This is a genomic window from Microbacterium sp. Leaf179 (assembly GCF_001423785.1).
In the GTDB taxonomy this organism is placed as follows: domain Bacteria; phylum Actinomycetota; class Actinomycetes; order Actinomycetales; family Microbacteriaceae; genus Microbacterium.
The window spans coordinates 309,438-333,589 of the sequence record NZ_LMPH01000002.1 but is presented as its reverse complement, the minus strand read 5'-3'; the positions used below and the strand labels follow the sequence as shown (position 1 = coordinate 333,589).

Annotated in this window: 21 protein-coding genes and 2 tRNA genes; 13 read left to right on the top strand and 10 right to left on the bottom strand. The window is 70.3% G+C overall.

The genetic code is table 11. From position 1 onward, the window contains the following. Positions 1–10 precede the first annotated feature (10 nt). From topA to ASF96_RS09030, 9 genes are all read left to right on the top strand, one after another. Positions 11–2,908 (top strand): type I DNA topoisomerase, encoded by a 2,898-nt coding sequence (topA, locus tag ASF96_RS09070; RefSeq protein ID WP_055938296.1) that lies wholly within the window; start codon positions 11–13, stop codon positions 2,906–2,908. After that, positions 2,905–3,579 carry a dTMP kinase gene (tmk, locus tag ASF96_RS09065; protein WP_082509512.1) on the top strand — a complete coding sequence of 225 codons (675 nt, stop codon included), beginning with the start codon at positions 2,905–2,907 and terminating at the stop codon, positions 3,577–3,579. The genes topA and tmk overlap by 4 nt, the downstream gene beginning before the upstream one ends. A gap of 121 nt (positions 3,580–3,700) precedes the next feature. Next, positions 3,701–4,879, top strand: coding sequence for a DNA polymerase III subunit delta' (locus tag ASF96_RS09060; protein WP_055938293.1), 1,179 nt, complete (start codon positions 3,701–3,703; stop codon positions 4,877–4,879). Further along, the gene (locus tag ASF96_RS09055) at positions 4,876–6,417 is read left to right on the top strand and encodes an alpha/beta hydrolase (protein WP_055938290.1); all 1,542 of its coding nucleotides are present in this window, start codon (positions 4,876–4,878) and stop codon (positions 6,415–6,417) included. The genes ASF96_RS09060 and ASF96_RS09055 overlap by 4 nt, the downstream gene beginning before the upstream one ends. A 62-nt stretch (positions 6,418–6,479) precedes the next feature. After that, positions 6,480–7,151: a deoxyribose-phosphate aldolase gene (deoC, locus tag ASF96_RS09050; protein WP_055838391.1), complete on the top strand. Its 672-nt coding sequence runs from the start codon at positions 6,480–6,482 to the stop codon at positions 7,149–7,151. A gap of 77 nt (positions 7,152–7,228) precedes the next feature. Next, a tRNA-Thr gene (locus tag ASF96_RS09045) sits at positions 7,229–7,304 on the top strand. A 227-nt stretch (positions 7,305–7,531) separates the two neighbouring features. Next, positions 7,532–7,927, top strand: coding sequence for a hypothetical protein (locus tag ASF96_RS09040; protein WP_055938287.1), 396 nt, complete (start codon positions 7,532–7,534; stop codon positions 7,925–7,927). 40 nt (positions 7,928–7,967) lie between these two features. Continuing rightward, on the top strand, positions 7,968–10,247 hold the full coding sequence (locus tag ASF96_RS09035) for an MMPL family transporter (RefSeq protein WP_082509510.1): 2,280 nt from the start codon (positions 7,968–7,970) through the stop codon (positions 10,245–10,247). Then, entirely contained in the window at positions 10,244–10,822 is a 579-nt protein-coding gene (locus tag ASF96_RS09030) for an isochorismatase family protein (protein ID WP_055838382.1), read from the top strand. The genes ASF96_RS09035 and ASF96_RS09030 overlap by 4 nt, the downstream gene beginning before the upstream one ends. Here ASF96_RS09030 and ASF96_RS09025 read toward each other — a convergent pair. From ASF96_RS09025 to ASF96_RS09015, 3 genes are all read right to left on the bottom strand, one after another. Beyond that, positions 10,803–11,888 carry a PAS domain-containing sensor histidine kinase gene (locus ASF96_RS09025; RefSeq protein WP_200934091.1) on the bottom strand — a complete coding sequence of 362 codons (1,086 nt, stop codon included), beginning with the start codon at positions 11,886–11,888 and terminating at the stop codon, positions 10,803–10,805. The genes ASF96_RS09030 and ASF96_RS09025 overlap by 20 nt on opposite strands. Positions 11,889–12,024: 136 nt before the next feature. Beyond that, positions 12,025–13,608: a molybdopterin-dependent oxidoreductase gene (locus ASF96_RS09020; protein ID WP_055938277.1), complete on the bottom strand. Its 1,584-nt coding sequence runs from the start codon at positions 13,606–13,608 to the stop codon at positions 12,025–12,027. A 42-nt stretch (positions 13,609–13,650) separates the two neighbouring features. After that, entirely contained in the window at positions 13,651–14,613 is a 963-nt protein-coding gene (locus ASF96_RS09015) for a DMT family transporter (RefSeq protein ID WP_055938274.1), read from the bottom strand. A gap of 80 nt (positions 14,614–14,693) precedes the next feature. Between ASF96_RS09015 and ASF96_RS09010 the strand changes: the two genes are divergently transcribed. Beyond that, positions 14,694–15,164: an Lrp/AsnC family transcriptional regulator gene (locus ASF96_RS09010; protein ID WP_055938271.1), complete on the top strand. Its 471-nt coding sequence runs from the start codon at positions 14,694–14,696 to the stop codon at positions 15,162–15,164. A gap of 144 nt (positions 15,165–15,308) precedes the next feature. Then, positions 15,309–16,007 carry a hypothetical protein gene (locus ASF96_RS09005; RefSeq protein WP_055938268.1) on the top strand — a complete coding sequence of 233 codons (699 nt, stop codon included), beginning with the start codon at positions 15,309–15,311 and terminating at the stop codon, positions 16,005–16,007. Positions 16,008–16,011: 4 nt separating this feature from the next. On the opposite strand, the gene ASF96_RS09000 is transcribed toward ASF96_RS09005, so the two are convergent. The 4 genes from ASF96_RS09000 to ASF96_RS08985 form a co-directional block, all read right to left on the bottom strand. Further along, positions 16,012–16,197, bottom strand: coding sequence for a hypothetical protein (locus ASF96_RS09000; protein WP_070409513.1), 186 nt, complete (start codon positions 16,195–16,197; stop codon positions 16,012–16,014). 96 nt (positions 16,198–16,293) lie between these two features. Next, positions 16,294–17,334, bottom strand: coding sequence for an aldo/keto reductase (locus ASF96_RS08995; protein ID WP_055938265.1), 1,041 nt, complete (start codon positions 17,332–17,334; stop codon positions 16,294–16,296). A 79-nt stretch (positions 17,335–17,413) separates the two neighbouring features. After that, positions 17,414–18,451 (bottom strand): methionine synthase, encoded by a 1,038-nt coding sequence (locus ASF96_RS08990; RefSeq protein WP_055938262.1) that lies wholly within the window; start codon positions 18,449–18,451, stop codon positions 17,414–17,416. Positions 18,452–18,471: 20 nt separating this feature from the next. Further along, complete coding sequence (locus ASF96_RS08985; protein WP_055938259.1) at positions 18,472–19,464, bottom strand: putative oxygenase MesX; 993 nt, start codon at positions 19,462–19,464, stop codon at positions 18,472–18,474. A gap of 118 nt (positions 19,465–19,582) precedes the next feature. Here ASF96_RS08985 and ASF96_RS08980 point away from each other — a divergent pair, with 118 nt between their 5' ends. Then, entirely contained in the window at positions 19,583–20,524 is a 942-nt protein-coding gene (locus ASF96_RS08980) for a LysR family transcriptional regulator (RefSeq protein ID WP_055838351.1), read from the top strand. 297 nt (positions 20,525–20,821) lie between these two features. On the opposite strand, the gene ASF96_RS08975 is transcribed toward ASF96_RS08980, so the two are convergent. From ASF96_RS08975 to ASF96_RS08965, 3 genes are all read right to left on the bottom strand, one after another. Next, positions 20,822–20,897, bottom strand: a tRNA-Lys gene (locus ASF96_RS08975). 39 nt (positions 20,898–20,936) lie between these two features. Further along, a complete protein-coding gene (locus ASF96_RS08970; protein ID WP_162239415.1) occupies positions 20,937–21,953 on the bottom strand; it encodes a FecCD family ABC transporter permease in 1,017 nt (338 codons plus the stop codon). Then, entirely contained in the window at positions 21,950–22,999 is a 1,050-nt protein-coding gene (locus ASF96_RS08965; RefSeq protein ID WP_200934090.1) for a FecCD family ABC transporter permease, read from the bottom strand. Before ASF96_RS08965 ends, ASF96_RS08970 begins: the two co-directional genes overlap by 4 nt. Positions 23,000–23,022: 23 nt before the next feature. Here ASF96_RS08965 and ASF96_RS08960 point away from each other — a divergent pair, with 23 nt between their 5' ends. Then, on the top strand, positions 23,023–24,072 hold the full coding sequence (locus ASF96_RS08960) for an ABC transporter substrate-binding protein (RefSeq protein WP_235560564.1): 1,050 nt from the start codon (positions 23,023–23,025) through the stop codon (positions 24,070–24,072). The last annotated feature ends 80 nt before the right edge of the window (positions 24,073–24,152 follow it).

The following is a 24,152-nucleotide window of genomic DNA, read 5'->3' as shown; positions in this document are numbered from 1 at the left end:
AAGGACCCCAGTGGCAAACGGCAAGAAGCTCGTCATCGTCGAGTCCCCGACGAAGATGAAGTCGATCCAGGGATACCTCGGCGACGACTACGAGGTGCTCAGCTCGGTCGGTCACATCCGCGATCTCGCGTCGAAGAAAGAGATCCCGGCCGACAAGAAGGCGGCGTACGGCAAGTACTCCATCGACGTCGAGAACGACTTCGACCCGTTCTACGTGGTCAACGACCGCAAGACCAAGACGGTGGCCGAGCTCAAGCGCGCGCTGAAGACGGCCGACGAAGTCTTGCTCGCCACTGATGGTGACCGCGAAGGCGAAGCCATCGCGTGGCACCTGCTCGAGGTTCTCAAGCCCAAGGTCCCCGTGCGTCGCATGATCTTCCACGAGATCACGAAGGACGCCATCCGCGAAGCCGCCGAGAACACTCGCGAACTCGACGTGTCGCTGGTCGACGCGCAGGAGACCCGTCGCGTGCTCGACCGCCTGTACGGCTGGGACGTCTCGCCCGTGCTCTGGCGCAAGGTGGGATCCGGCCGCGAGGGCACGGCGCTCAGCGCCGGCCGCGTGCAGTCCGCCGCGACCCGCATGGTCGTCGAACGCGAGCGCGAGCGCATGGCGTTCGTGTCGGCGTCGTACTGGGACGTCGAAGCGCTCGCGTCGCAGACCGGTTCTTCGTTCACCACTCGCCTCGCCCGTCTCGACGGTGCTCCCATCGCCCGCGGAAGCGACTACGACGACAACGGAAATCTCAAGAAGGCCGTCGTGGTGCTCGACGAGGCGAAGGCCCGCGCACTCGCCGCGGCCATCACCGCCGCCGGCCGCGCGACGGTGGCCAAGGTCGAGGCCAAGCCCGGCACGCGCAGCCCCCGCGCCCCCTTCACGACCTCCACCCTGCAGCAGGAGGCCGGTCGCAAGCTCTCGATGAGCGCCAAGCACGCCATGGGGGTCGCGCAGCGTCTGTACGAGAAGGGCTTCATTACTTACATGCGCACCGACTCGGTCGCCCTCTCGGGGCAGGCCATCTCGGCGGCGCGCGCACAGGCCGTCTCGCTGTACGGCGACAAGGCCGTCCCCGCCAACCCGCGCGTCTACAAGAGCAAGTCCAAGAACGCGCAAGAGGCGCACGAGGCCGTCCGCCCCTCGGGCGAGACCTTCCGCACGCCCGCGTCGCTCGCGTCGTCGCTCGACCGCGACGAGCAGAAGCTGTACGACCTCATCTGGAAGCGCACGGTCGCCAGCCAGATGGCCGATGCCAAGTACGAGACCACCACGGTCACCCTCACCGTCGCCGCGGGCGAGCAGGTCGCGGAGTTCACGGCATCCGGAACCGTCTACACCTTCAAGGGCTTCCTCGAGGCCTATGAAGAGGGCAACGACGAGAAGCGCAACGGGCGCGACGACGACGAGGACCAGTCCCTGCCCGCGGTCGCGGCGGGCGACGAACTCACCGTCAGCGACGTGGAGCCCAAGGGGCACAGCACCTCGCCCAAGCCGCGCTACACCGAGGCCAGCCTCGTGAAAGCGCTCGAAGAGAAGGGCATCGGCCGCCCGTCGACGTTCGCCAGCATCATCGGCGTCATCCTCGATCGCGGCTACGTCTCCAAGCGCGGACAGGCCCTGGTGCCCAGCTGGCTGGCCTTCAGCGTCGTGCGCCTGCTCGAAGAGCACTTCGCCGATCTCGTCGACTACGACTTCACGGCTGCCCTCGAAGACGACCTCGACGCGATCGCCCGCGGAGAGCAGCGTCGCACGGAGTGGCTGAAGTCGTTCTACTTCGGTTCCGACAAGCAGGTGGGCCTGCGGCACATCGTCGACAACCTCGGCGAGATCGATGCCCGCGAGCTCAACTCGACCCGCATCACCGACACGGCCACCCTGCGCTTCGGCAAGTACGGTCCGTACCTCGAGATCACCGAGCCCGGGGCCGACGCCGAGGCGAAGCCCCGCATCGTCAACATCCCCGAAGACCTCGCGCCCGACGAGCTCACGCCCGAGAAGGCCCAGGAGCTCATCGACGCCCCGGTCGCGGGGGACCGCGTGCTCGGCGAGAACGCCGAGAACGGCAAGCTCGTCGTCGTGAAAGATGGCCGCTTCGGTCCGTACGTGCAAGAAGTGGATGCCGAAGAGCCCGACGAGGTCGACCAGGCCACCGGCGAGGTCGTCGAGCAGCCGAAGAAGCGCGGCGTGAAGAAAGAGGTCGCGCCCAAGCCCCGCACGGCCTCGCTCTTCCGCTCGATGTCGGTCGATACGATCGACCTCGACACCGCCCTGCAGCTGCTGTCGCTTCCGCGCGTCGTCGGCGCCGACCCCGAGACCGGTGCCGAGATCACCGCGCAGAACGGGCGGTTCGGGCCGTACCTCAAGAAGGGCACCGACTCGCGGTCGCTCGACGATGAGAAGCAGATCTTCGAGATCACGCTCGACGAGGCGATCGCCAAGTACGCCGAACCGAAGTACGGCGCACGCCGTGCGTCGAGCGCCCTGAAGGAGTTCGACGCCGATCCGGTCAGCGGCAAGGCGATCAAGCTCAAGGACGGCCGCTTCGGACCGTACGTGACCGATGGCGAGACCAACGCCACGGTCCCGCGCGGTGAGGACGCCATGGCCGTCACCTTCGAGCGCGCCGTCGAGCTCATCGCCGACAAGCGCGCCAAGGGTCCCGCGCCCAAGAAGGCTCCGGCACGCAAGACGACGGCGACGAAGACGGGGGCCAGCAAGACGACCGCTGCCAAGACCGCGGCGGCCAAGACGACGGCGGCCAAGACCACGGCAGCCAAGACCGCGGCGGCCAAGACGACCGCGGCCAAGACGGCGGCCAGCAAGACGACCGCCGGCAAGACGGCGGCAGCCAGCAAGACGGCCGCGCCGAAGGCCACGACCACGCGCAAGGCGCCGGCGACGCAGTCGTGACCATCGAGGACACCCGGCCGCTGCACGCCCCGCGCGCGGCGGCGGCCGGGGGCCCCGGCCTCTTCGTCACCTTCGAGGGCGGCGACGGGGCGGGAAAGACCACCCAGGCGTCGCTGCTCGAGCAGTGGGTGCGCTCCAACGGTCGCGACGTGGTGCGCACGCGCGAACCGGGCGGCACCGAGGTGGGCGTGAGAATTCGCGACATCGTGCTGCACCACCGGGGGCACATCAACGCCCGCGCAGAGGCTCTGCTGTACGCCGCCGACCGCGCGCACCACGTCGAGACGGTCGTGCAGCCGGCCATCGCACGCGGCGACGTCGTCATCCAGGATCGGTACCTCGACTCCTCCGTGGCGTATCAGGGGGCGGGCCGCGTCCTCGACGCCGACGACGTGCGGGCGCTGTCCCTCTGGGCAACCGACGGGCTGCTGCCCGACCTCACGGTGCTGCTCGACCTCGACCCGACCGCCGCGCGAGCGCGCCTCGATGCCGACGACAAGCCCTTCGACCGCCTCGAAGCCGAGAAGAACGAGTTCCACGCCCGCGTGCGCGACGGCTTCCTGGCTCTCGCACGACGTGAGCCGGAGCGTTTCCTCGTGCTCGATGCGACCGAGGCGCCCGAGGTTCTGGCCGCGCACGTGCGCGACGCCGTGACGACGCGGCTGCGCTGACGCGTCCTCGACCGCGGTACCCCGGCGGTATCGACGTCCGTCGCCCGTCGGCGAGCTCGTCCTCGAGCTCGCCGGTACGAGCCAGGGAACGCTGTCGGAGCCCACGGTTAGGCTGGAGCCCATGTCCGTCGCCCTCGACTCGCCGTCCACGCCCGCCGCGGCTGCGCCGTTCCCGTGGGACGCCGTGTGGGGGCAAGACGATGCGGTCAAAACCCTGCGCGCCGCGGCATCCGACCCTGCCGCCCTCGCCCACGCCTGGTTGATCACGGGCCCTCCCGGGTCGGGGCGCTCGACCCTCGCGTACGCGTTCGCGGCGGCGCTCATCGCCGAGCCGGGCGACGAGCGGGCGCAGCAGCAGGTGCTGGCCCGCACCCATCCCGACCTCACCGCGCTGCGCACCGAGCAGGTCGTCATCCGCATCGACGAGGCCCGCCGTCTGGTGGAGCGGTCGTCGTTCGCACCCTCGCTCGGGCGGCACCGGGTGATCGTCGTCGAAGACGCCGATCGCATGGCCGAACGCACGTCCAACGTGCTGCTGAAGGCCCTTGAGGAGCCCCCCGAGAAGACCGTGTGGGTGCTGTGCGCCCCGAGCGATGCCGACCTTCTGCCGACCATCCGCTCCCGCGTCCGACTCCTGCGCCTGCGAGAGCCCTCGGTCACCGACGTCGCCGCCCTCATCGTCGAACGCACGGGTGTCGCCCCAGACATCGCCGAGGAGTCCGCGCGCCACGCGCAGCGCCACATCGGCATGGCCCAGCGCCTCGCCACCGACGACGACGCCCGCGCCCGTCGTGCCGAGACCCTGGCTGCGGTCCTCGCGGTGCGCGGCATCGGCGACGCCGTCGAGGTGGCGGGACGCATCGTGCGCCTGGCCACCGACGACGCGAAGGCCCTCACCGCCACCCGCGACGAAGAAGAACGGCGTGCGCTGCTGCGCACCTTCGGCATCGCCGAGGGGGCCGCGGTGCCGCCGTCGGTCCGCGGCCAGGTCAACGCGCTCGAAGACGACCAGAAGCGGCGCGCCACCCGCAGCCTGCGCGACGGCATCGACCGCGTGCTCACCGACCTGCAGTCCCTGTTCCGCGACGTCGTGATGATCCAGTACGGCCGCGAGGGCGACCTGGTCAACAGCGAGCGCCTCGACGACCTGCGTTCGCTCGCGGCCGAGTGGACGCCGACCCGTACCCTCGGCGTGCTCGACCGCATTTCCGACACCCGCTCGCACCTCGAGCAGAACGCGGCGCCCCTCTTGGCATTGGAGAGTCTCATGATCACCGTCGCGAATGGTTCCGCCCCGTGAGCGCGCGCCGTCGTCTGGCCGCCGTGATCGCCGGCGTGGCCGGGGTCGCCCTGGCCCTGTCCGGGTGCCTCTACGCCCAGATCCCGCCGATGGCACCCGACGGGGGGCGCTCGCTCGCTCCGCAGACCGAGGGCGTCGACGCGGCACTCCTGCCGTATTACGGTCAGACGCTCGCGTGGGAAGACTGCGGGAGCGCCGGGTTCGACTGCACGACCGTCACCGCCCCCCGCGACTACGCCGACCCTTCGGCCGGTGACCTGCAGCTGGCCGTCATCCGCCACCGGGCGACGTCGGGCGAGCCCCTCGGCTCCCTGTTGACCAACCCCGGTGGGCCGGGGGTCAGCGGCGTCGACACGGTGCGAGACTCGCTCTCGCTCGTCGCCGACGAGACGCTCACGAGCGCGTACGACGTCATCGGGTTCGACCCGCGCGGAGTGGGTCAGTCGTCGCCGGTGACGTGCTACGACGCCGCGGGCATGGACGCCTACCTGTACGACATCCCGCCCGGAGCGCGCGGCAGCGACGAGCGCAACGCCGCCCTCGAGCAGCGGCAGGTCGACTTCGCCCAGGCGTGCGAGAGCAACAGCGCCGGTATCTTGCCCTACGTCTCGACCGAGAACGCCGCGCGCGACATGGACCTTCTGCGCGGCGTGCTCGGCGACGCGAAGCTGAACTACCTCGGGTTCTCGTACGGCTCGCTGCTGGGCACGACCTACGCCGGTCTGTTCCCCGAGCGCGTCGGGCGCATGGTGCTCGATGGGGGCATCGACCCGAGCCTCCCGGCCAGCGCGAGCGGGATCGCTCAGGCGGTCGGTTTCGAGAACGCGCTGCGGGCGTTCATGGCCGACTGCGTGACGAAGTCGGACTGCCCGTTCACGGGCTCGGTCGACGACGCGATGGCCGATCTGTCGTCGCTGCTCGAGCGGGTGGACGCGCGACCGATCACGGCGGGTGACGGTCGTCAGCTCGGAGCGGATTCGCTCATGACCGCGATCATCGCCGCGCTGTACAGCGACCAGAACTGGCCCTACCTGCGTGCCGCTCTGAGCGGGGCGCAGAACGGCGACGCGTCGGTGGCGTTCCAGCTCGCCGACTTCTACAACGGTCGCACCGACGGCGTCTACACCGACAACACGATGCAGGCGCTGCGCGCGTACAACTGCGTCGACTACCCCGCCGAGAGCGAGGCCGACAGCGACGCGCTGCTGGCCGAGCTCGAGCAGAAGGCCCCGGTCGTGGCGCCGTACTGGGTGGGACCCGATCCCTGCGACGCGTGGACCGCCCCGCCGACGGGAACGCGTGCGGCCATCACCGCGCCCGGCTCGCCGCCGATCGTAGTGCTCGGAACGACCGGCGATCCCGCGACCCCGTACGCCGAGGCGCAGAGCCTGGCCGACCAGCTGTCGCAGGGCGTGCTGGTGACCTACGTCGGCGAGGGACACCTCGCCTACAACAAGGGCAACGATTGCGTGAACGGCGCCGTCGACGACTACCTGGTCGACGGCACGGTGCCGGCCGAGGGCCTGCGCTGCGAATGACCCCGAACCCACCGCCGGCGCCCGCGCCTAGGCTGGATCCGTCACACCCCGAGGAGACCCCCATGACCGCGCCCACCGCCGACCTGGCGTCGTACATCGACCACACCCTGCTCAAGCCCGAGGCCACGCGCGCCGACGTCGAGCGCATCATCGCCGAGGCCGCCGAGCTCGGCACCTACAGCGTCTGCCTGTCGCCGTCGTTCCTGCCCGTCGAGGTGCCCGCGGGACTCAAGGTCGCTGTCGTCTGCGGCTTCCCCAGCGGCAAGCACCACGCCGAGGTCAAGGCCGCCGAGGCCGCCCTGTCGGTGGCGCAGGGCGCCGACGAGATCGACATGGTCATCGACGTCGGCGCAGCGATCGAGGGGCGCTACGACGTCGTCGAGGCCGAGATCCGCGCGGTGCGACTTGCCGCTCCGGCCCCGACCGTACTGAAGGTCATCATCGAGTCGGCCGCGCTGTCCGACGAGGCCATCGTCGCGGTGTGCGAGGTCGCGGTCGCCGCCGACGCCGACTTCGTGAAGACCTCCACAGGTTTCCACCCCGCCGGCGGGGCCAGCGTGCACGCCGTCGAGTTGATGAAGCGCACCGTCGGCGATCGCGCCGAGGTCAAGGCATCCGGAGGCGTCCGCACCCGTGCGGCGGCCGAAGAGATGATCGCCGCGGGCGCGACCCGCCTGGGCCTGTCGTCGAGCCGCGACATCCTCGCCGACCGTTCGGCGACCGGAGACTACTGATCCCACCCCGGCGCGCGTACCTCAGACCCCGCCGGAGCATGTAGAATCGATGATCGTGCACGCGACAGCGCGCACATGCCGCCTTAGCTCAGACGGCAGAGCGATTCACTCGTAATGAATAGGTCAAGGGTTCGATTCCCTTAGGCGGCTCCACCAGACCCTCACCCGCATATCGGGTGGGGGTCTTTTGGTTCGTCGGCGAGACGAACCTCGGAGCGACCCGCGGTGTACCCGTGCTCCTCGGGCTGACGCAAGTGTGGACGCGGCGGCGTCTCGAGCGCGGAGCTGCGGGGGCGGGGGAGCCCGCCCGATAGGCTGGGATCCGTTTCGTCCCGTGCCGTGCGGCGGCGATCATCCGCCCGCTGACCGCAGGAGCCCCCGTGTCGAACGCGCTCGACGCCCTCATCGAGATCTTCACGTGGGTGGGGCTCGGCGGGGGCATTCTGCTCGCGTTCGTCGCGGTCGTCCTGGTGCTCGCCGACGGCACCTGGGTGCCCACGCGTGCCGTGGTCGAGCACGCCGAGGGCGGACGAGTGGTGCGGTGGTTCGACGAGGGCGGCGGTGTCAACGAAGCCCCTCTGGCGCCGCACGACGACGCCCGCCTCGGCGACGCGGACATGGCCGACATCTTCTACCGGCGGGGCTCGGCGCACCGCATGCGGTTGACGCGGTCGTCGCCGTCGGTGCGATTCGTCTCGTTGCTCGCGGCCGGAGTGCTGGGGCTCGGAGCGGTGTCGTTCGTCGCTTCGATCGTGCTGCTCTTCGTGCAGGGGTAGGACTTGACGCGAGGGACATATTGCTAGATAAGCTAGCGATATGTCCGGTTCTCCTGCGCCCACCCCGTCTCGACGCCGCGCTTCCGGCGACCCCGCCTCGTCGCGAGGCGACCGCCGACGCCGCTCCGCGCCCACGGTGTCGCGGTGGCTGCGCATCGGCATCCCGAGTCTGCTCGTGCTGCTCTGGGTGGTGGGCGGCTCGATCGGCGGTCCCTTCTTCGGCAAGGTCGACCAGGTGGCCACGAACGACCAGTCGTCGTTCCTGCCGCAGTCGGCGGACGCGACCGAGGTCAGCGAGCGACTCACCGACTTCACCGGGGGCGACACGATCCCGGCGCTCGTGGTCGCGGCCACCGACGACGGCAGCGCGCTCACCGACGTGCAGCTGAGTGCACTGCAGACCCTCGCGACCGAGGTGGCCTCGATCGACGGCGTCGCGGGCGAGGCGTCGGTACCGCTCGTGTCCGACGACGCCACGGCCGCGCAGATCTTCGTGCCGATCGACAGCTCCGGCGAGGTGCGCGAGGTCGTCGAGCAGGTGCGGGAGCGCGTCTCGGCCGACGTCCCCGCCGGGGTCGAGGCGTGGGTGACGGGACCCGCGGGGTTCACCGCCGACCTGGTGAAGGGTTTCCTCGGCATCGACGGGCTGCTGCTGATCGTCGCGCTCGGCGCGGTGTTCGTCATCCTCGTGGTGGTCTACCGCTCGCCGCTGCTGCCGCTGCTCGTGCTGCTGACGTCGGTGTTCGCGCTGTGCGTGGCGCTGCTGACCGTGTGGTGGCTCGCGTTCGCGGGGATCGTGGTGCTGAACGGGCAGGTGCAGGGGATCCTCTTCATCCTCGTCATCGGCGCGGCCACCGACTACGCCCTGTTGTACGTCGCCCGATTCCGTGAGGCGATCGGTGAGGGCGAGAAGAGGTGGGATGCCACGATCCGGGCCTGGAAGGGAGCGGTCGAGCCCATCCTGGCCTCGGGCGGAACGGTCATCGCGGGCCTTCTGTGCCTGCTGCTCTCCGACCTCGCCACCAACCGAGCGCTCGGGCCCATCGCCTCGATCGGCATCGCGTTCGCCGTGCTGTCTGCTCTGACCTTCTTGCCGGCGCTGCTCGCCCTCTGCGGCCGCGCCGCGTTCTGGCCCTTCCTGCCGAAGCCGGGAGCTGCGGCCCTGCCCGCCGACCTCACCGCGCCCGCGAAGGGCGTGTGGCCGCGACAGGCGCGGTTCGTCGCACGCCGCGCACGCCCCGTGTGGATCGTGTGCACCCTGGTGCTCCTCGCCGCCTGCGTGGGGGTGACCCAGCTGCGCGCCGACGGCGTTCCCGCCAGCGACCTCGTGCTCGGCGCCTCCGAGGCGCGCGACGGGCAGGCGGCCCTGGCCGAGCACTTCCCGGGCGGATCGGGCAGCCCCGCCTACGTGCTGGTGCCCGAGGGCCGGGCGGCCGACGCCGTCACGGTGCTCGAGCGCACCGCCGGCATCGACAGCGTGGGCGTCCTCGCCGCCGACGCCCCCGGCGGACAGGCACCCGTGTCGGTGAGCGACGGTGCCCTGCAGACCACCGCTTTCGGTGCACCGGGAACGCCCGCGCCCGCGCCCACCGTCTCCGACGGTGACGTGCTGCTGGCCGCGACGCTGTCCGATACCGCCGACTCCCCGGCCGCCGACGACACGGTGAGGTCATTGCGCGCCGACCTGACCACCGAGCTCGGCGAGGGGACGGCGCTGGTGGGCGGCGTGACGGCGACCGACATCGACTCGGTCGACACCTCGATCCGCGACCGCACCCTGATCATCCCCATCGTGCTCGTCGTCATCCTGCTCATCCTCATGGCGCTGCTGCGCTCGATCGTCGCGCCGCTCATCCTGATCGGGACCGTCATCGTGTCGTTCGGCGCGGCGCTCGGCGTGAGCGCCCTCGTCTTCGACGGCGTGTTCGGGTTCCCCGGTGCCGACCCGTCGGTTCCGCTGTACGGATTCGTGTTCCTCGTCGCCCTCGGCGTCGACTACAACATCTTCTTGATGTCGCGGGTGCGCGAGGAGTCCCTCGTGCACGGCACCCGTCCCGGCATCCTGCGGGGGCTGGTCGCGACGGGCGGCGTGATCACCTCGGCCGGCCTGGTGCTGGCGGCGACCTTCGCCGCCCTGGGCGTCATCCCGATCCTGTTCCTCGCGCAGATCGCGTTCATCGTCGCGTTCGGGGTGCTGCTCGACACCTTCGTCGTGCGTTCCCTGCTCGTTCCCGCGCTGGCCTACGACCTGGGGCGCCGCATCTGGTGGCCGTCGAAACTCGGCCGGGCCGATGTCGACGCGCGTAGGCTCGACGCATGACCCGGGCCCTGTTCATCGTCGATGTCCAGAACGACTTCACCGAGCGCGGAGCGCTGGGCGTCGAGGGCGGCGATGCGGTCGCGGAACGCATCTCGCGCCACCTCGAGGCCCACGCGGCCGACTACGCGGTCGTCGTCGCCTCGCGCGACTGGCACCACGGCGACGACGACAACGGGGGGCACTTCTCGGCCACCCCCGATTTCGTCGACACCTGGCCGGTGCACTGCGTCGGCGGCACGTACGGGGCGGACTACGACGAGGTGTTCGACACCGCGCGGGTGACCCACCACCTCAAGAAGGGGCAGGGAAAGCCCGCCTACTCGCTCTTCGAGGGCGTATCCGACGACGGCCAGACGGCCGCGGGCATCCTCGAGGCGCACGGCATCCGGCACATCGATCTCGTCGGCATCGCGACGGACTACTGCGTGCGGGCGTCGGCTCTCGACGCGATCGCCGCGGGGCGTTCGGTGCGCGTGCTGACCGACTTGATCGCCGGCGTGCACCCGACCTCGAGCGCCGCGGCGCTGGCCGAGATCGAGGCGGCCGGCGCAGAGCTCACGCGCTCTCGGCGATGACGTCGTCGGCGCGGGGGATCGTGATGGTCACGCTCGTCCCCTCGCCCGGGTCGCTCGCGATGCGCAGCGTCCCTCCGTGCGCCGACACGATCTGGCGGACGCTGGCGAGGCCGATGCCGCTTCCTCCGTCGCTCGCGTCTGCGTAGCGGCCGCGCTGGCCCTCGGTCGTGATCGTCGCCAGGTCGTCGGGGTGGATGCCCCGGCCGTGATCGCGCACGCGGACGGCTGCACCCTCGTCGGTCTCGAACAGGTCGATCTCGATGACGTCGTCGGAGTACTTGGCGGCGTTCTCGAGCACGTTGGCGACGGCGCGACGGAGCCCCAGGACGTCTCCCAGCACCGGAACGGCGTCGACATGCCCGAACTGCACCCGGGCGGGCGCGGGTCCGGGAAGAACGAGAGCGACCGCACCGCGGGTGATGAGGTCGAGCGTCGCGCGGCGGCGACCGCGATCCGCCGTCGTGGTCGAGTCGACGAGCAGCGCCTGGGCCATGGCGATGAGGTGGTCGCTCGCCTCGCCGGCGAGACGCAGCAGTCGATGATCCGGCTCGAGCTCCTCGCCGATGAGATCGAGATAGCCGCGCAGAGCGGTCACGGGCGAGAGTAGGTCGTGCGCGAACGTGCGCTGCAGCGCGTCGCGATGGTCGACCTCCTGCTTCTCGGTGGTGAGGTCGCGCACGATCTTCACGAAACCGAGCACCTGGCCCTGATCGTTGCGGATCGCCGAGATCGTCACGCGGGCCCAGAACTCACTGCCGTCCTGCCGCACGCGCCAGCCGGTGTCTTCGACGTGCCCGTCGCGCTGGGCGGCGGCGAGCAATTGGTCGGGGACGCCACGACGCCGGTCTTCTTCCCGGTAGAAGGTCGAGAAGTGCGACCCGACGATCTCGGCTTCGCTGTACCCCTTGATCAGTTCGGCGCCGAGGTTCCACCCCCGCACGAATCCGCCGCTGTCGAGCTTGACGATGGCGAAGAGGTCGACCTGACCGTCCCAGTCCGCCGGCATGGAGCGTCGGATGGGCAGAGGAGTCGGCCGCGCAGAAGAAGGAAGGTGGGCGTCTGTCATCGGAGGCTCGCTCTCTGCGGTGCTCATCGGCGCACGCAGAAGCGGCTCGGGATGCTTGCTGAAGGCATTCTCCGATCATCCCCGACGCGGCGACCCCGCGACAGAGATTGACAAGATCATTACGCCTCCGAAACCGTCACGACACGGTGACGAGGGTGCGCTGCCATCCGCTGGAGCCGTTCGGCGCGATGGGGGCCGCGTCCTCGATCTGCACGTTGCCCTGCTTGTCCGTCGCCCGCACGGCGATGTAGTGCGTGCCCTTCTCGGCGGTCCAGTCGTACTTCCACTGCACCCACGACTGATCGTTGATGGGCGTCGACAGGGTGGTCGGCTGCCACTCGCCGTTGTCGATGCTCACCTCGACCGTGGCGACGCCGATCGGCTGCGCCCACGCCATACCGGCCACGGTGATCGCACCGGCGGTGACCGGCGTACCGATCTTCGGGGTGTCCACCCGCGACGACATCTTGATGGGGGCTTCGGCCGAGTAACCGCGCGGGGTCCAGTAGGCCTCGACCTGGTCGAAACGGGTGACGGTGAGCTTGGTGACCCACTTCGTCGCCGACACGTAGCCGTAGAGACCCGGGACGACCATGCGCACGGGGAAGCCGTGTTCGAACGGGAGGGGTTCTCCGTTCATGGCGACGGCGAAGATGGCATCCAGGTTGTCGTCGGTCAGCGAGCCCAGGGGAGTGGATGCCGTGTACCCGTCGACACTTTCGGAGAGCACCATGTCGGCCCCGGACTGCACCCCCGCCATCCGCAGGATGTCGCGGATCGGCACGCCGGTCCAGATGGCATTGCCGACCAGACCGCCGCCGACCTCGTTCGACACGCAGGTCAGGGTCACGCCGTACTCATCGAGACCCATGTTGACCAGGTCGTCGAAGCTGAGCTCGATCGGTGTGTCCACCATCCCCTCGATCGACAGGCGCCAGGTGGTCGGGTCGACGTTCGGAACGGTCAGGGCGGTGTCGACGCGGTAGAAGTCGGCGTTGGGCGTGATGATCGGGCTGAGGCCCGGGAGCTCCCAGTTCGCGCCCTCGGGGACGGTGACGGTGGTGCGGGCCGTGGGCAGGCGCAGGGCGTCGCGCGCGGCGGCCACCGACGAGCTGGTCGCGTTGAGCACGCGGGCACCCACGCCGACGACCACCGCGCCCACGGCGGTGAGGCCGGTGAACAGTAGGAAGCCGCGTCGATCGGTGCCGCGCGCGTCGGCGTCGGCCGCGGCAGCGGTCATCCAGCGGCGCAGCTTGGTGGTCGAGAACATCAGCACGAACACGCCGGCGGCGGTACCGATCACGGGGGGCAGCCAGGCGAGGGCGCCGGCTCCCGTGCGGGTGAGGATGGCGACGGTGGCGAGGACGCCGCCGATGGCGAGCACCACGGCGCCGGCGGGGCGCAGGCGGTACTGCAGGATGCCGGCGATGGCCGCGGCGACAGCGGCACCGAGTCCGACGCCGGCCAGGAGGGCGATCTTGTCGGTCTCGCCGAACAGCGTGATCGCGAGCTCCTTGAGCGGTCGGGGCACGATGTCGACGATGACGGAACCGACCGCGAGGATCGGGCTCGCCGACCGCGCGAAGAGGGCGGCGAGCAGCTCGGCGACGGCGAGTAGGACCGCCGCCGACACGATGCCGGCGAACGCGGCCCACGGCCACGCGTGCCGCTTCCGGGCCTTCGTCGGGGTGGAGTTCTTCACCGCGGTGTCGGTCGACATGGCATCCCTCGTTCCTGCTCCCCACGCACGCGCGGTTACGCCTCACACTCTGTTCGGAGCGGCGGGCGAAACGGATGCCGCGTCGAGCGGCCGAGCGGCGCGTCGGGGCGCCGAGGTGAAGACGACGACTCCCGTGACGATCAGCGCGAGCGCCACGGCGAGGCCCACCGTCAGCGGCTCGTGCAACAGCGGGACCGCGACGAGGGCGGTGAGGACCGGGCTCAGGGCTCCGGCTGTCGCGGTGATGCTGCTGCCGAGGTTCTTCACCGCGACGACGTAGCACGCGGTCGAGAGCAGTCCGGTGCCGATGCCCTGCACGAGGGCGTAGGTGCCCAGGCTCGCGAGGTCGGCGGTGCCGGCCAGCAGGTGCGAGGGCATCGCGCCCGTTGCGATGAGTACGACGGCGGCGAGCGTGGAGCTGAGTGAGACGAGGACGATCACACCGAGCGGATCGAGCCGCGTCCGGGCGAGACCGAGCGTGTAGACGGCCCAGACGAAGCCCGCGCCCACGAGCACGGCGACGCCGCCGACGCTCGCGGTGTCGCCGGTGAGGGCCGCGGCGACGGCGATCCCCGCGACGATGGCCCCGAGCGCGAGCAGGCGTCGGCGCGAGACGGCGGTGCGATGGCGGAGGAAGAGCAGGACGGCGACGAACAGCGGCACGGTACCGGGCACGAGCAGTCCGGTGAGCGCCGCCGAGGTGAGGTGCGCGCCCCACGCGAAGATCAGGAAGTGCGGAAGGCCGGCCAGCAGCACGAGCGCGACGACGGCGGGGCGTTCGGTGCGCAGGATGCGGAGGGTCCGCGGGATCCACGGGACGAGCAGCAGGCCGGGCACGGCGAAACGCACGACCGCGGCGTCGGCCATCGTCAGCGCCGCGCCGTCGAGGGCGCGCGTCGACAGGGCGAACGCCGACCACAGCGCCACGACCGCCGCGAGGGCGGCGGTGCCGACGGCGACGCGGGGCGACAGCAGAGAAGGGCGGGGGAGGGCGAACGTCGTCACCCCTCGACGGTAGGGAGCGCCGCGCCGCAGCCGATTGCGAATATTGCCGAACAGTGACGTGGATTGGCAGAATCTGCTGTATGCACTCGCCTGACCGCATCGATTGCCTCATTCTGCGCGAGCTCCAGCAGGACGCCCGTCTGACGAACCAGGAGCTCGCCGACCGTGTCGGGCTGTCGCCCTCGCCCTGTCTGCGGCGTGTGCGCCAGCTGGAGCAGGCGGGCATCATCGAGGGCTATCGCGCCGTCGTCTCGCCGCGCGCCGTCGACCTCCCCATCACCGCGTTCGTGCGCCTGCGGCTCGCCTCGCACGAGGGGGCGACGGTCGACGCCGTCGAGGAGCGCCTGCGCGCCATTCCGCACATCGTCGAGGCGCACCTGCTCGCCGGAGACTGGGACTACCTCGTGCGCATCGTCACGTCGAGCTTCGACGCGTACGAGCGACTGCTGCGCGAACACCTCCGCGCCATTCCCTCGCTGGCCTCGATCGACACGACGTTCGCGTTCGGGGTCACCAAGCCCGTGTCGGCGTTGCCGCTCGACGCCCGGTGAGCGGCGCCCGTTCCGCCGGGACGGCGTCTCGCCGCGCCCCATCGGCCGGTGGGCAGGGCGGTGCCGACGGATCGCGCGTCGATACGATGTGACGACCCGTGGTCACGGCATCCGGGATCCGTTCGTGCGAAAGGAACCCGCGACGTGGACGAACTCGCCCGCTGGGCCGCGGCTCTGACGACGATGGTCGGTCTGGGACTCACCCTCGGGCTGAACCCCGCTCTGTACGGGGCGACCGCCGACATGCTCGCCCAGAACACCCGCGTCCCGGCGCGGATGGGGTGGATGGTCGGGGGCCTGGCGACCGGGGCGACGATCCTGTACCTGCTGCTGCAGAGCGTCGACCCCACCGAGTTCGTCGCAGCGGCCGAGCGCAGCACGACCGAGGCGGTGCTCGACCGGCGGGTAGACCTGATCGCCGGGACGCTGTTCCTGCTCGGTGCGGTCGCGGTGGCGTGGTGGAAGCTCCGCGTTCCGGTGCGTTCCCCCGCGCGCCGACCGGTCCAGGCTCGCGCGCACTCGTGGAGCTACTACGTGCTCGGCGTCAGCTGCTCGGTCATCGGATTCACCACGCTGCCGATCATGTACATGACCGGGCGGATCGCCGACGGCGTCAGCGACCACCCCCTGCTGCGGTGGCTGGCCTACGCGGTGTTCCTCGTGGCGCTCGCCGCGCCGTTCGTGCTGCTGGCCACGGCGTGGATCCACTTCCCCACCACCGCGGCACGGGTGAACCGCGTCTACTCGCACCTGATCGATATGGATCACCGGTGGGTCTACGCGACCGTGCTCGCGGTGGCGGGCGTGGCCTGCCTCGTGCTCGGAGTCCTTCCGGGGCGCTGAGCTCTCAGCGCGCGTTGCGCTGCTTGAGCAGCTTCGCCTGCACCTTGCGGCGGATCTTCTGCACCTTCGGGTCCTTCCAGACCCGGTAGGCGACGGTCCCCGCCGCAGCGGCACGACCGATCGCCGTCCGCGCGAGCACAGCGCCCGCGAGTCCCACCGCTCCGGTTCCGATCCAACGTCCGACACCCATGGTCACTCCTCGTTCTGCGTCGTGGGGTTCCCACTCAACGCGAACGGATGCCGGATACCGCGGCGGTTGCGCAACGCCCGCCGATGTGGGTGAGGGTCAGCGCAGCGATCCGCCCACGGCCGCGGCGAACGGCTCGAGGGCGGCGATGACGTCGTCGGTCAGCGTGACCTTGCTCGCGGCGACCGCGTCGTCGATCTGGCTCGTGCGCGAGGCGCCGATGATCGCCGTCGTGACCACCGGGTCGCGCAGCACCCACGCCACGGCGAGCTGGGGGATCGACAGGCCGGCCTCGCGCGCGACGCCGTCGATCCCGCGGATGCGGCGGAGGTAGTCGTCGGTCAGGGCGGACTCGTCGAGGAAGCGGCTGTCGGCGGCGCGCGAGTCGGCGGGCACCGTGCCGTCGAGGTACTTGGCCGTCAGCAGCCCCTGGGCGAGGGGCGAGAAGACGGCGCTGCCGACCGAGAGTTCGCGCAGGACCGGGAACAGCTCGGCCTCGGGCGTGCGGTCGAACAGCGAGTATCGCGGCTGGTGGATGAACAGGCGCACGCCCTCGGCGGCGAGCAGCTCGTGCGCGCGCCGCGTGAGGTCGGCGGGGTAGTTCGAGATGCCCGCGTACAGCGCCTTGCCGCTGCGGACGATGTCGGCGAGCGCTCCGACCGTCTCTTCGATCGGGGTCTCGGGGTCGACGCGGTGCGAGTAGAAGACGTCGACGTAGTCGGTGCGCATGCGCGTGAGGCTCTGCTCGAGCGAGCGGATCAGGTACTTGCGCGAGCCGCCGTCGCCGTACGGGCCGGGCCACATGTCGTAGCCCGCCTTCGTCGAGACGAACAGCTCGTCGCGGTACCGGCGCAGGTCGGTGTCGAGCACCGTGCCGAAGGTGGTCTCGGCGGCGCCGTAGGGCGGGCCGTAGTTGTTGGCGAGGTCGATGTGCACGACCCCGCGGTCGACCGCGTGGCGCAGGATCTCGCGCTGGGTGTCGAGCGTGCGCCCGCTGCCGAAGTTCTGCCACAGACCGAGCGAGATGCGGGGAAGGGGGATGCCGCTGGCCCCGGCGCGGGCGAAGGGCACGTCGTCGTAGCGAGTGGGTGCCGCCTCGAACGGGGAGGACAGGCGGGGGTCATCGGCGGCGATGGGCATGGTTCTCCTCGGAACGAAAAGCGGTGTGATCCGACTCTGCCACGCCCACGCCGCCCGCGTGGCATCCGCCGTTCGGGACTCAGGCGGCGGTGCCGGACAGTTCGTCGCGCAGCAGGGCCGCCCCGGCCGACAGCGCGCTGAGCTTGTCGAAGGCGACACCGCGCGGTAGCGGAGCCATGCCGCAGTTGGAGCTCGGGATGAGCTTGTCGGCGTCGACGAACTCCAGCGCGCGCCGCAGGGTGTCGGCGACCTCTTCGGGGGTCTCGATCCGCTCGCTGGCGACATCCAGCGCCCCGAGCATGATCTTCTTGCCGCGGATCAACTCGATGAGATCGATCGGCACGTTCGAGCGGTGGCTCTCCAGCGACACGATGTCGATCGACGACTGCTGCAACAGCGGGAACGACTCCTCGTACTGCCGCCACTCCGATCCGAGGGTGGCCTTCCAGTCGGTGTTGGCCTTGATGCCGTAGCCGTAGCAGATGTGCACGGCCGTCTCGGCGCGCAGGCCTTCGGCTGCGCGTTCGAGCGCGGCGATCCCCCAGTCCTTCATCTCGTCGAAGAAGACGTTGAAGGCGGGCTCGTCGAACTGGATGATGTCGACCCCCGCCGCTTCGAGCTCGCGCGCCTCCTGGTTGAGGATGGTCGCGAACTCCCACGCCAGCTTCTCGCGGCTGCCGTAGTAGCGGTCGGAAAGCGTGTCGATCATCGTCATGGGCCCCGGCAGTGCCCACTTGATCGGCTGATCGGTCTGCGTGCGCAGGAAAGCGGCGTCGTCGACGAACACGGGGCCGCGGCGGCTCACTGCGCCGACCACGGTCGGAACGCTCGCGTCGTACCGGTTACGGATGCGGACCGTCTCGCGGTTCTCGAAGTCGACGCCGTCGAGGTTCTCGATGAACGTCGTGACGAAGTGCTGACGCGTCTGCTCGCCGTCGCTGATGATGTCGATCCCGCGTCGCTCCTGCTCCTGCACCGCGGAGCGCAGGGCGTCGTGCTTGCCCTCGACGAGGATCTCGCCCTCGAGCTCCCACGGCGACCACAGCACCTCGGGCTTCGCGAGCCACGCGGGCTTGGGAAGGCTGCCGACGGTGGAGGTGGGAAGAAGGGTGGGCACGGGGGTGGATCCTTCGCGGGTCATCGGACGGGGGCGGCGTAGGCGGCGGCCCACTGGTCGAGAACGAGGCGGTGGGGTTTCACGAAGTGCTCCTCGGCGTAGCGCCCCTGCGTGACGGCGAGCTGGCTGCGCTCTTCGCGGTCGTAGTCGATGCCGGTGCGCACGAAGTCGGGCTGGTCGAGCGTCGGACGGTAGACCGCGCCGGCGGGGGTGACGGCGTTGTAGACCTCGGGGCGGTAGATCTTCTGGAAGGTCTCCATCGTGCTGATGGTGCCGATCAGCTGCAGGTCGGTGTAGTCGCCCAGCAGGTCGCCGCGGAAGTAGAACGCGAACGGCGCCACGCTGCCCCGCGGCATGAAGTAGCGCGCCTGCAGGCCCATCTTGGCGAAGTATTCGTCGGTCATCGAGAACGAGTCCTGCTCGTACTCGATGCCCAGCACGGGGTGCACCACGCCCGTACGGCGGTAGGTACGGCTCGTCGACACGCTGATGCAGATCACGGGCGACTGGGGGAAGCGCTCGCGATAGGCGTCGGAGTCGAGGAAGTGCTGGAAGAGCTTTCCGTGCAGGATGCCGAAATCGTCGGGCACCGTGAACCCGGAGCCGCTCGCATTGGCCGCGGGCAGGACCACGCTGAAGTCGTAGTCGCGCAGGTACGACGAGAAGTTGTTTCCGACGATCCCTCGATGGCGCTCGCCGGTGACGGTGTCGACGACGTGCACGTCGAGCACCTCGATCACGGGGATGTGCTCGTCGTCGGCACCGTCGGTGAACTGCAGCTGCACCGAGACGATGTCGAGCTCGACGCGGTACCGGTCGCCGGTGGGGTTGTCGTCGCTCGCGAGGTCGTTGAAGCGGCGGTCGATCATCGAGAGGGCGTTGCGCAGGTTCTGCTGCCGGTGCTCTCCCCGCGCGAGGTTGGCGAAGTTCGTCGTGACGCGCGAGGTGTCGGCCGGGGCGTAGTCCTCGTCGAAACGGGTGGTGCTGATGCTGAACGTGATGTCGTTCGCCATGAGAAGCCAATCGGGGCCGAGAGGCACGGGCCTCGGGGATGTCGGTGATTCCATCGTGCTCGGATGCCGCGGTCATCGGGTAATTCCGCTCAGCTATGCACGCCTATAGCCTGGGGCTATGGCCAAGCGCACGAGCGGCATCACCCTGCAACAGCTCCAGTACTTCATCGAGGTCGCCGCCGAGGGATCGATCACCGCCGCGGCCGACATCCTGTTCGTCGCGCAGCCGACCATGTCGGCCGCGATGAAAGACCTCGAGCACCGGGTGGGACGCGATCTGCTCACGCGTTCCGCGCGCGGGGTCACCCTCACCGTCGACGGCGTGGAGTTCCTCGGCTACGCGCGGCAGGTCGTCGAGCAGGCGGAGCTGCTCGAGCAGCGGTACCTGGGCCGGCCGCCCTCGCGGCGCCTGCTCGGGGTCTCGACCCAGCACTACTCGTTCGCGGTCGACGCGTTCGTGCGCATGGTCAAGGGCACGAACGCGGCCGAGTACGAGTTCTCGCTGCGCGAGACCCGCACCTTCGACATCATCGAAGACGTCCGTACTCTCCGCAGCGAGCTCGGCATCCTGTTCCGCAACGACTTCAATCGCAACGTGCTCGACAAGCTGCTGCGCGACTCGGGGCTCGCGTTCCACCCGCTGTTCGTCGCCGAGCCGCACATCTTCGTCTCGCGACGCAACCCGCTCGCCCGGCGCACGCGCGCCACCCTCGACGACCTCGTCGCCCTGCCGCGCCTGACCTTCGACCAGGGGGCGAACAACTCCTTCTACTTCGCCGAGGAGATCCTCTCGACGCTGTCGAGCGCCCAGGAGATCCGCGTCTCGGACCGCGCCACGATCTTCAACCTCATGATCGGTCTCGACGGCTACACGATCTCGACCGGCATCATCAGCGACGACCTCGACCCCGAGATCGTCGCCGTGCCCCTCGACGTCGACGAGCACATCGAGATCGGCTGGATCGGCCGTACCGCGATCCCCCTCACCGAGCAGGCGCAGCGGTACCTCGCCGAGGTGCGCGACGTGGTGGCGGGGTTCGGCGTGGAGGTGCTCGGGTAGGGCGCTCGTCGTCCGTGGAGTCGGTCCACATCGCGGCGAGCTCCCTCTGAACGGGCTCGGGGAGTGCGGCGCCACATCGCGTCCTGCAGGTGGATCCACACGATGCCGCGGTAGCGCCACCCACCCCTATCCCCATCAGGTACGGCTTCATCACGGTCGATGGATGCTCCGGGCTCGCGTCCCCGTCGTCCTGCTCCAACGAAAACCGCCCCTGGGGACAGGGGCGGGGATACAACAGCGGCCGAGGCAGCGAGTTTCGTAACATCGCTGTGGGCGATTTTTCGAGTAACAACGACGTGGTGGGCCCCGTGGGGCTCGAACCCACGACCCGCGGATTAAAAGTCCGATGCTCTACCGACTGAGCTAGAGGCCCTCGTCGTCCAGCTTACCGGGCGCGATGCCGAGCTCGTGCTCACCGACGCGTTCGCGCCACGATCCAGAACAGGTAGGCGCCTCCGACGACGGCCGTCAGCAACCCGACGGGGATCTGCAGTGGTGCGAGCGCCCGTTGGGCGATGACGTCGGCGACGAGCAGCACCGTGCCGCCCGTGACCGCCGATCCCCACAGGGGGATCCCGCTCGTGCCCATGGTGCGGCGGGCGAGCTGCGGGGCGGCGAGGGCGATGAACCCGATGGGCCCGGCGACGGCGGTGGCGGTTCCGGTCAGGAGAGCCGCGACCACGACGAGCAGCAGCCGCAGACGCCCGATGCGAACGCCCAACGAGCGGGCGGTGTCGTCGCCGAGCTCCAGTGTGCGGAAGTCGCGGTGCACCAGGACGAGCACCAAGCCCAAGACCCCGAGGGCCCCGACGAGCAGTGCCACGTCGGTGAGCGTGGTCGCGACGAGGCTGCCGTGCAGCCACTGGTCGGCGTTGCGGGCGATCTCGATCGGTGCGCGGGTGAGCAGGTAATCGTTCACGGCCGCCAGCAGGGTGCTCAGCGCGATGCCGGCGAGGATGGTCCGCTCGCGCGAGACGCCGACGCTGCGCGCGATCGCCATGACGACGACGACCGTCAGGATGCCGCCGATCCACGCGCCCGCCGCGGGCGATGCGGTGGGCGCGATGAGTGTGAGCCCGACGAGGGCGCCGGTGGCCGAGCCCGCGCTGAACCCGATGATGTCGGGGCTCGCGAGCGGGTTGCGTGCCAGGGTCTGGAAGACCGCGCCGGCCAGGCCCAGCGCCGCGCCGATCGCGAGGGCGGCGAGCATGCGCGGCACGCGCATCCCCATGACGACGACGGTGGTGCGCCCGTCGGCCGTCCCCATCAGGGCGGATGCCACGTCGCTCAATGAGGTGTCGAAGGAACCCGTCGTCAGGCCGGCGATCGCCGCGAGGACGGCGATCGCGATCGTCACGCCGACCACGAGCGTCGCGCGGCGGCGCCGCCGGGGGAGTGTGCGGCTCGGCGGGTGGGATGCGGCGATCACGACGCCCTCCGAACGACGAGCCAGAGCAGCAGCGGCGCCCCGACGAACGCCGCGACGATCCCGGCTTCGACCTCGCCCGGTATCGCGATGACGCGTCCGATCACATCGCTGGCGAGGGTGAGCGCCGCACCCGACAGGGCGGCGAGGACGATCGTCGAGCGCACGTCGCCGCCGACGGTGCGGCGCACGATGTGGGCGACGATCAGGCCGATGAAGGCCAGCGGCCCCGCGGCCGAGGTCGCGGCGGCACAGAGCAGGGTGATGGCCGCGCCCGCGCCGACGATCGTCAGGGCGGGCGAGGTTCCGAGCGAGCGGGCCAGGTCGGTGCCCAGGCGCAGCTGGTCGAGTCCCCGCGCGATCACGAGTGTCAGGATCAGGCCCGCGATCGCGAACGGGAGCACCTGCGCCGCCACGTCCGCATCGCGCCGCTCGAACGAGCCGACGGCCCAGAACCGGAACGACTCGAACGTGTCGTCATCGGCGAGCGTGATGATGCGCACGACCGCGCCGAGACACGCGCTCAGCGCGACTCCGGCCAGGATCAGTCCGACGGTGTCGCCACGGCGACCGGGACGGGCGGCGGCGTTCACCAGCAGGGCCGCCGACGCGGCTCCCGCGAAGGCGAACCAGACGTACCCGCTCGCCGTCCCCACGCCGAAGAAGGCGATCGCCACGACCACCCCGACGGCCGCTCCCGCGTTGACGCCCAACAGGCCGGGATCGGCGAGGGGATTGCGGGTGACGGCCTGCATGAGCACACCCGCCACCCCGAGGCATGCGCCGGCCAGCAGGGCGGTGAGCGTGCGCGGAACGCGGAGCTCGTGCACGATCACGCCCGCGGCATCTCGCCGGTCCGAAAAGAGGGCGGCGATGACCTCGGCGGGGGCGAGTGCGCGCGACCCGACCGCGAGGCTGGCGACGGTGAGCACGATGACCGCCACCACCATCGCGACGGTCAGAATCACCAGGCGCATTCGCGCGGCCCGGTGACGGGTGACGAGTCGGGTGACCGCCGTCGGGGGAGTGACGGTGGCGAGGTCAGGCACAAAGGTAAGGATACCCTCACTCCGTGACTGTTTTTCGTTCCCCGTCCTTCCGCACCCGTTTTCGTCCTCGTCGCCTCGGCGCTGTCATCGGTGTGACGGCCGTGCTCGCCCTCGTCGGCTGCGCGGGCTCGCCCGCCCCCGCGTCGACCGTCGACGCCGAAGCCGGTTCCGCCGGCGAATGGGTCGTGGCGCGCGACCTCGAACCCGGTATGGGCTCGACCGAGGTAGACGGCGTCTTCCCGCGCACGGTGACGCACTTCGAGGGGGTGACCGAGATCCCCGCCGCGCCGACGCGCATCGCCGTCGTGTCGACCGGCCAGCTCGACGCGCTCCTGGCTCTCGGTGAGGTGCCCACCGCCGCGACGCGTGCCGAGAACAGCGGGCTCGTGCCGCAGTACCTCGTCGACGCCTTCACTCAGGATGCCGCTGCCCTCAGCGCCATGACTGACATCGGCCAGCGCACCGAGCCCGACCTCGAGGCCATCGCGCAGGCGGCCCCCGATCTCATCCTCATCAACTCCACGCGCGGCGCAGAGCTGTACGACGCGCTTGCGGCCATCGCTCCGACCGTCGTCACCAAGGGCAACGGTGTCAACTGGAAGAGCGACTTCCTGCTCATCGCCGACGCCCTCGGCGACGAGGGCGCGGCGCGCGGCATCCTCGACGCTCTGCACGCCGACAGCGCGGCGTTCGCGCAGACGCACCCGGAGGGGGAGCCGACCGTGTCGTTCCTGCAGTCGACGGGCGACCGCACCCGCATCATGGGGGTGCCGTCGTTCGCGGGTGGCATCGCCGAGGATCTGGGGCTGGGGCGGCCCGCGTCGCAGCAGTTCGACGAGACGTCGCAAGAGATCAGCGCCGAACAGATCGACCTCGCCGACGCCGATCGCCTGTTCTACGCGGGAACGGGTCAGGGCCTGGCGTTCATCGAGGACGCGCCGCTGTGGCCGACCCTGAACGCGGTCGCCGACGGGCATTCCGTGGCCGTCGATTTCGACCCCTGGTTCATGAACGCGGGTCCGGTCGCCGCGCGCCTGGTCCAGGATGAGATCGTCCGCGCGATCGACGACTGACCCACGAACGAAAGCGAGCGCCGGACCCCCTCGCCTGGGGTCCGGCGCTCGCCGTCTACTTCGGTCGGTGATCGACCGAT